This window comes from Geomonas sp., assembly GCF_056994735.1.
Genome location: NZ_JBXKJL010000019.1, coordinates 1 through 6,275, shown reverse-complemented (window position 1 = coordinate 6,275; position 6,275 = coordinate 1). Strand labels below are relative to the sequence as shown.

Below are 6,275 nucleotides of genomic sequence, written 5' to 3'. Positions count from 1 at the left end.
TATAAACAGTAAACCCCGCTTTCACGGGGTTAATTTAATTGGGGTGGGTAGTGGGATTCGAACCCACGTATGAACGAGTCACAGTCGTTTGTGTTAACCGCTTCACCATACCCACCATATTCAATTGGTACGCCTGAGAGGGTTCGAACCTCTGACCTACGGCTTAGAAGGCCGTTGCTCTATCCAGCTGAGCTACAGGCGCAAGTGCTTGAGTGGTCGGGGTGAGAGGATTCGAACCTCCGGCCCCCTGCTCCCAAGGCAGGTGCGCTAGCCAGGCTGCGCTACACCCCGAATCAAGAGTTGCGTTTATATCACAGCACCAACCGAGGTGCAAGCATTTTTCCAAAACGCAACCGGATTTTCAGGGAGCGGACCGACCAAAGACAGCTAAAAGCATACTGGACCCTGGTCTTCTGTCAAAGGAGTCGCCATTCCCTGACGTTGAAGCGCCTGCCCCTAATGTTGGGGTGAGGGCACGTGCCACGGAGATACGGGCTCCCCTCACCCCGCCCCTCTCCCGCTTGCGCGCCGTAGCGCTTCAGCGCGCAGGCCCGGAGGGCGAGGGGGAGCTTGAAATGTGGGCCTAAAGTTTCTCCCCCGCGAGGGCCTCCTTCAGCATCTGCATGGCCCTCCCCCGGTGGCTGATCTGATTCTTTATCTCTATGGGCAGCTCCGAGAAGGTCTGCCCATACTCCGGCACCAAGAAGAGCGGATCGTACCCGAATCCCCCATCACCCCTCGGCGCCTCCAGGATCACCCCCGGAAGCGAGCCATCGAAAGCCTGGCAGCTCCCGTCCGGCTGGCAGAGCGCGATCACGCAGTGAAATGCCCCCGTCCGTTTTTCCGCCGGCACCCCGGCCAGCTCGCGCAGAAGGAGGGCGTTGTTGTCCGCATCGCTTGCGCCCTCTCCGGCGAAGCGCGCCGAGTAGACCCCGGGGCGGCCGTCGAGGTAATCGACCGACAGCCCCGAGTCGTCAGCCAACACCGGTCTCCCGGTGAACTTCGCCGCGGACATTGCCTTCTTGATGGCGTTGGCCTCGAAGGTATCCCCGTCCTCGACCACCTCAGGAAATCCCGGAAAATCAGCGGGCGAGAGGATGGTATCGACCACCCCTTTCAACAGCTCGGCGAATTCCCGCAACTTCCCCTTGTTGCCAGTGGCGACGACCAGCTCTTTCATGCCTGGAGCGCCTCCGTCTGCATCTCGAAGAGCTGGGAGAGCCCGAGCATGGCGTGGCTGCGCATCATATCCATCTGGTCCAGGGTGAACGGCTCCGCCTCCGCCGTCCCCTGTACCTCGACAAAGCGCATGGAGGAGGTCATGACGAAGTTCATGTCCACCTCGGCGCTGGAATCCTCGGGATAGTCGAGATCGAGATAGGGCACCCCGTTGACGATGCCGACGCTGACCGCGGCGACCGCCTCACGCAGGGGGTTTTTCGCCAGCTCCCCTTTGTCAACCAGCGTCTGCAGGGCGTCGGCAAGGGCGACGTAGGCACCGGTGATGGAAGCGGTCCGGGTCCCGCCGTCGGCCTGGATCACGTCGCAGTCGATCAGCACCGAGCGCTCGCCAAGCTGCTCCATATCCACAACAGCGCGAAGAGAACGACCGATAAGCCTCTGGATCTCATGGGTGCGCCCGGAGAGTTTCCCCTTGGCGGACTCACGTGCATTCCTGGTGTGAGTGGCGCGAGGTAGCATGCAGTACTCCGCCGTCACCCACCCAGTCCCCTTCCCCTTCAGGAAGGACGGGACCCGCGCTTCCACCGTGGCGTTGCAGATGACCTTGGTGTCGCCGAACTCGATCAGCACCGAGCCCTCCGCGTGCTTCAGGTAATTCCTGGTTATCTTTATCTCTCTCAAAGCATCGGCCGCCCGGCCGTTTCTGCGTGTCATCAGTCGTCCATCCTTCTTTGGTTTATTTGTCCAGATCTTATTATTGTGCCTGCTGCAATACCGGCTTATTCGCCAGTACCGGCGAGTACAGAACATTCCCCCGCCCATTGTTGTCGAAGACCTTTGGCGGTGACGTTCCCCACCAGTTTCCCGGCGCCCTGAACTCCTCAGTCCCGGCATTGTAGAGATCGTACCCGGCATTCTCGAAGATGGCGTTGCCCCAGGCGACCGAGCTGCCGTCGAAGACCATCAGGCCGCCGTCGCCGTTACCGAAGATGTGGTTCCCCGCCACCCGCATGCGCGAGGCGGTGAGGGAAATGCCGTACTCCCGGCTCTTCGCCAGCTTGGCCCCGGTTATCGTCCCTTCACACGCCATCAGCGTCACGCCGCTGCCGTTACCCAGCAAAGCCCCGCCAACGAACTTGATCCGGCAGCCGTCAGCGGTAAAGGCCGCAGCCTGATTCCCGGAGATATTGGGCTCCAGGATGTAGATGGAACTTCGCTTCGCCGACAGCCCCAGCCGGTTTCCCACTACACTTATATTGCGCAAGGTGCTCTCGCTCTGGGCGAAGCTCAAGCCGGTGTCGCAACCGGAGGCGGCGCCGCCATCCATCACCACCAGGCTGTCCTGGAACCTCATGCCGGTCCCCGATCGCTCGGCCAGCACGCCCTTCAGGGTCACATTGGAAAAGAGCGCCTCCAGGGCGGTCTGCGCCCCCTCGATCCGGCAGTTCTCCAGCAGGTTCTTCTTTTCGCTCCCGAGGAGCATCACCCCCTGCCAGTCACCGGGAGCCGGCTTGGCGAAAGTCGAAGTAAAGAGGATGGGCGTCTCTCTTGTCCCCGTGGCGATGATCCGGCCCTGCACCACCAGCAGCGGCGCCTGGGATCCCTTGCGCCTGAAGCGCACCACGGCTCCCGGCTCTACCGTCAGCGTGGCCTGCGGGGCCACCGTCACCGCCCCCTCCACCAGCACCTCGCCGCGCCAGGAGGTGTCCTCGGTCAGCACCGTATCGCCATAAACCACGGCCGGGCTGAAGGGCGCTTCCGCTCTCTGAACCGGCTCCACCGGAGCGACGGCGGCCGCCGGCTTCGGGGCCGCAGCGGGCGTAACAGGCGCAACGGGCGAGGAGGGAGCCGCCTGCACAGGCGGAGGCTCGCTCGCAGCCCCGAACGCGGGCGCGCTGATCTGGAGGGCGACCAACAGTTGGAGCCCCAGCATGAACGGACGGAAATGGCGGATCATAAAGAGGGAATGAGGGGGCTTTCCTGGTGGTAGACCTTGTTCTTGCCGCAGCGTTTGGCCTGGTAGAGGAGCGAGTCCACTATGTTGAAAAGTTCGTCCATCTTGTCCGAGTTATCGGGATAGCAGGCGACACCTATGCTGACCGTGACGCCGCGGGTGGCGTTTCCGTGCATGGTCTTCGCCGTCCCTTTCTGGATGGCGTCCCGCAGGCGCTCCGCCGCGAGGATGCCATTCTCGAGCTTGGTCTCCGGGAGGAGCACGATGAATTCCTCTCCGCCGTAGCGGAAGGCCACGTCGACTCCGCGGATGGTCTCCATGATCAGCTCGCCCAGGTGGGCCAGGAGCAGGTCGCCGGTGGAGTGGCCGAAGGAGTCATTGTAGGACTTAAAGTTGTCCACGTCCAGCATGATGATGGAGAAGGGCTTGTGGTAGCGCTTGGCCCGCCCCATCTCCTGCTTGAAGAAGGTCTTGAAGTAGCGGTGGTTGTGCAGCCCGGTGAGGGAATCGGTGATGGCGAGAAGCTTGGTGCGCTTGTGCATGGTGGCGTTGTTGATCGCCATCGCGGCAAAGGAGGCGAGGATGGAGAGGTAATTGAGCTTCTCGCGGTCGAACTTCCTTGGGGCGAAGTCGTCCAGGTAGAGTATGCCCATGATCTGCTGCTGGAAGATGAGCGGCACGCAGACGAGGGACCTGATCCCTTCCTTGAGGGCGACCGGGTTCTTGAAGAAGGGGGTCTCCTCGGTATCCTCCACGAAGAAGATCTCGCCCCCCTTCAGCACCTCTTCCGTCAGCCCCCCCGGTGTGACCTCCCAGCGCTCGTTCTTCACGAAGTCCGCGGTCAGGCCGCAGTGGGCGTGCAGGCTCAGCTCCCGCTTGGCGTCATAGTAGAGGGCCACGCTACCGGCAGGGGTCTGGGCGAAGGCCATCGCGCTGTTGAGGATCGCCTGCAGCACCGTGTCGAGATCGAGCGTTGAAACCACCGCCTTCGCGACCTCGATCAGGTCCTTCAGCGCCTTAACCTGCGACTCAAGATTTTCAGTTCTGGAGGCGTCATCCTCGGCCATGAAAAACTCCCCTACTGTAAATTAGCGCGTCATTAATAGCACACATCGGACGCGGTTGTAAATGGAAGAAGCCGCTAACCTCAAGCACTGTCGTACATTTTCCCCGGCCCGATTTTTTAATCTATAATTTCTTGACTTTACCATAGATGTTGTGGTTTAAATCACCCCGCTACACTAAATGTGGTATCACATGAACAACGTGTCACAATGCGATAAATCATCAAGGAGAACCGAGCATTATGAAAAAAGCGGTCGAAAAAGGGGGCATTGCGGGCCTTTCCAAAAACGCACTGACGGTACTAGAGAAACGCTACCTCAAGAGGGACATCACCGGCAAGACCCTTGAGACCCCCGCGGACATGTTCCGCCGCGTGGCAACGACCATCGCCCAGGCCGATGCCACTTTCGACCCGAAGGCCGATGTAAAGGGACTCGGCGACAAGTTCTACGAGTTCATGACCCACTTCGAGTTCCTTCCGAACTCCCCGACCCTGATGAACGCCGGCCGCGAACTGGGCCAGCTCTCCGCCTGCTTCGTCCTCCCCGTGGGCGACTCCATGGAAGAGATCTTCGAGTCCGTGAAGCACACCGCCCTGATCCACAAGTCCGGCGGCGGCACCGGCTTCTCCTTCGCCCGTCTGCGCCCGGCCAACGACGTGGTCATGTCGACCACCGGCATCTCCAGCGGCCCCCTCTCCTTCATGAAGGTCTTCGACGTGGCCACCGAGACCATCAAGCAGGGCGGCACCCGTCGCGGCGCCAACATGGCGATCCTGCGCGTCGATCACCCGGACATCATGGACTTCATCATGTGCAAGGCTGATCAGCGCCAGCTGAACAACTTCAACATATCGGTCGGCATCACCGAAGACTTCATGAAGGCCGTCGACGCCGACACCGATTACACCCTGATGAATCCGCGTGACAAGAAGCCGGCGGGAACAATGAACGCCCGCAAGGTCTTCAACCGCATCGTCAAGCAGGCCTGGGAGAACGGCGAGCCGGGGATCATCTTCCTGGACCGTCTGAACAAGGACAACCCGACCCCGCACATCGGCGAGATCGAGTCGACCAACCCGTGCGGCGAGCAGCCGCTCCTCCCGTACGAGTCCTGCAACCTCGGCTCGATCAACCTCGGCAAGATGGTGACCCACGGCCGGGTGGACTGGGACAAGCTGAAGGAAGTCGTCGGCCTCGCCGTCCACTTCCTGGACAACGTCATCGAGGTCAACAACTACCCGCTGCCGCAGATCGACGAGATGACCCGCTCCAACCGCAAGATCGGTCTGGGCGTCATGGGCTGGGCCGACATGCTGATCATGCTCGGCGTCCCCTACAACTCCATGGAAGCGGTGACCCTCGGCGAGCAGGTGATGAAGTTCATCAACGACGAAGGGCGTGTCGCCTCCCGTGCGCTGGCCAAACTGCGCGGCGCGTTCCCCAACTTCAAGGGGTCCATCTACGACAGGCCGGGCGCCGAGCCGGTGCGTAACGCCACCGTCACCACCATCGCGCCGACCGGAACCATCTCCATCATCGCCAACGCCTCCTCCGGCGTCGAGCCGCTCTTTGCGGTCTCCTTCGTGCGCCAGGTCATGGACAAGAACATCCTTGTCGAGGTGAACCCGCTCTTCGAAAGGATCGCCAAGGCGGAAGGCTTCTACACCGACGCGCTCATGCAGAAGATCGCCGAGCACGGCACCGTGGCGCATCTCGACGAAATCCCGGACTCCGTGCGCGACATCTTCGTCACCGCCCACGACATCACCCCGGAAGACCACATCGAGATGCAGGCGGCCTTCCAGCGCCACACCGACAATGCGGTCTCCAAGACGGTCAACTTCCCCAACACCGCCACCGTCGAGGACGTGGAGAAGGTCTACCTGCTGGCCTACAAGCTCGGCTGCAAGGGGGTGACCATCTACCGGGACGGCTCCCGCGACGAGCAGGTCCTCTCCACCGGCAAGAAGGAAGAGCCGAAAGTAGTAGCGGCGCCGACCCCGGTCTACGAAGAGAAGCGGAGCGCCAAGCGCGAGCGTCCGAAAGCGCTCAAAGGCTGGACCTTTCAGATG

The 6,275-nt window shown here is 61.5% G+C and carries 5 protein-coding genes and 3 tRNA genes; 1 reads left to right on the top strand and 7 read right to left on the bottom strand.

Annotated features, from left to right (window positions below):
* Positions 1-39: 39 nt before the first annotated feature.
* The 7 genes from AC11W3_RS00840 to AC11W3_RS00810 all read right to left on the bottom strand — a co-directional run bounded on the left by AC11W3_RS00840 (position 40) and on the right by AC11W3_RS00810 (position 4,203).
* A tRNA-His gene (locus tag AC11W3_RS00840) sits at positions 40-115 on the bottom strand.
* A gap of 10 nt (positions 116-125) precedes the next feature.
* A tRNA-Arg gene (locus tag AC11W3_RS00835) sits at positions 126-202 on the bottom strand.
* A gap of 11 nt (positions 203-213) precedes the next feature.
* A tRNA-Pro gene (locus tag AC11W3_RS00830) sits at positions 214-291 on the bottom strand.
* A gap of 292 nt (positions 292-583) precedes the next feature.
* A complete protein-coding gene (locus AC11W3_RS00825) occupies positions 584-1,180 on the bottom strand; it encodes an XTP/dITP diphosphatase (protein WP_484088350.1) in 597 nt (198 codons plus the stop codon).
* Positions 1,177-1,896 carry a ribonuclease PH gene (gene rph / locus AC11W3_RS00820; RefSeq protein WP_484092333.1) on the bottom strand — a complete coding sequence of 240 codons (720 nt, stop codon included), beginning with the start codon at positions 1,894-1,896 and terminating at the stop codon, positions 1,177-1,179. The genes AC11W3_RS00825 and rph overlap by 4 nt, the downstream gene beginning before the upstream one ends.
* A gap of 40 nt (positions 1,897-1,936) precedes the next feature.
* Complete coding sequence (locus tag AC11W3_RS00815; protein ID WP_484092332.1) at positions 1,937-3,139, bottom strand: right-handed parallel beta-helix repeat-containing protein; 1,203 nt, start codon at positions 3,137-3,139, stop codon at positions 1,937-1,939.
* Positions 3,136-4,203 (bottom strand): diguanylate cyclase, encoded by a 1,068-nt coding sequence (locus AC11W3_RS00810; RefSeq protein WP_484088347.1) that lies wholly within the window; start codon positions 4,201-4,203, stop codon positions 3,136-3,138. The genes AC11W3_RS00815 and AC11W3_RS00810 overlap by 4 nt, the downstream gene beginning before the upstream one ends.
* Before the next feature lie 239 nt (positions 4,204-4,442).
* Between AC11W3_RS00810 and AC11W3_RS00805 the strand changes: the two genes are divergently transcribed.
* The coding region (locus tag AC11W3_RS00805) for a vitamin B12-dependent ribonucleotide reductase (protein WP_484092331.1) at positions 4,443-6,275 on the top strand (1,833 nt) is incomplete at its 3' end.

Excerpts from the sequence above, each read along its gene's own strand:
- AC11W3_RS00825 (WP_484088350.1), bottom strand. The coding sequence starts at position 1,180 with ATGAAAGAGCTGGTCGTCGCCACTGGCAACAAGGGGAAGTTGCGGGAA.
- rph (WP_484092333.1), bottom strand. The coding sequence starts at position 1,896 with ATGACACGCAGAAACGGCCGGGCGGCCGATGCTTTGAGAGAGATAAAG.
- AC11W3_RS00815 (WP_484092332.1), bottom strand. The coding sequence starts at position 3,139 with ATGATCCGCCATTTCCGTCCGTTCATGCTGGGGCTCCAACTGTTGGTC.
- AC11W3_RS00810 (WP_484088347.1), bottom strand. The coding sequence starts at position 4,203 with ATGGCCGAGGATGACGCCTCCAGAACTGAAAATCTTGAGTCGCAGGTT.